Raw genomic sequence first — 1,154 nt, 5'->3', positions numbered from 1 at the left:
AAAGCCGACGCCACAAGTCTGGTCTTTTCTACCAATATTTCCTTTACCGCAGTCACATATTTATTATCGGTCAGATAAACAATCATCTTTTCATCCGTACCCACACAGGCACATTCTATCGGGTATTTGCCTTTAATAATCTGTTCGCACTCATCCAATCCGATACGCATTCCATACAGTTTTAAGAAGCGTCCCATACGTCCTACAATGTAATAGCACCCATCCTCATCCCGATAAGCAAGGTCACCTGTACGCATAAAACCGTTACGCTCATCACCCAACTGTAAATCCTCGCGTTTACGGGCATACCCCATTGTTACATTTTTACCACGATAACACATCTCACCCTCTGTATTCGGCAATTCTATTACAGAGCCATCACTGTCTATCAATGACAATTCCGCATTCGGAACCGCATGTCCTATACTGCCACACTTTGAAATCGCATATTCCGGTGGAAGATAAGCCATACGGGCAGTACCTTCTGACTGTCCGTAAGTAGCAATCCAGCGTTTCCCGTTATCACGGCAGTATTCTGCAAATTTCAAATTCAACTGACGCGGCATTTTTCCACCTCCTTGAGTAAGCAGGGTCAAATCAGGCAAATCCATACGGAAAAAGCGCATCAGATTTAATATCTCAAAGCTATAAGGAACACCTGTAAAACTGGTGGCATGCTGTTCTTTCATAAAATTCCAGAAAGCTTTATCGGTCATACTTTGATTGGTTATCAACACAGTAGCTCCAACATAAAAATGACTGAATACCACTGACAGCCCCATAGTATAATATAATGGAAGGACAAGCAAAGGGCGATCATTGGAAGTCAGGCCAAAGAAAGTAGAGATATTTAAGGCCGCCGCTTCTATATTACTATATTTATGACGTACCAACTTAGGACTACCCGTTGAGCCGGAAGTAGGTAAAAGATGAGATAGATCCGGATGCATTGCACAATCTTCCATTCCTGTACGCAAGAGGATATAGCCGTAGTATTCGCACACCATTTCATAATGCAGGTCAACTGCCATCAACGAGGGCACACAAATATAAGAAGGACGGTAAATATCAAGTAGATTATGAAGAAGTTCCTTTTCAATATGTGCATTCAATATTAAAGGGACATTCCCGGAATTGATACAACCTATACTCCA

1 protein-coding gene is annotated in these 1,154 nt (G+C 41.9%); it reads right to left on the bottom strand.

The features are described 5' to 3' along the window. Nucleotides 1-1,154, bottom strand: a 1,154-nt coding sequence (locus BUC01_RS24840) for an AMP-binding protein (RefSeq protein ID WP_073315213.1), incomplete at both ends; no start/stop codon positions are given.

Origin of the sequence: Bacteroides stercorirosoris, assembly GCF_900142015.1 — a bacterium.
In the GTDB taxonomy this organism is placed as follows: Bacteria; Bacteroidota; Bacteroidia; order Bacteroidales; family Bacteroidaceae; genus Bacteroides; species Bacteroides stercorirosoris.
Note: the sequence above shows the minus strand (reverse complement) of the source record. Positions and strands in the feature narration are given on the sequence as shown.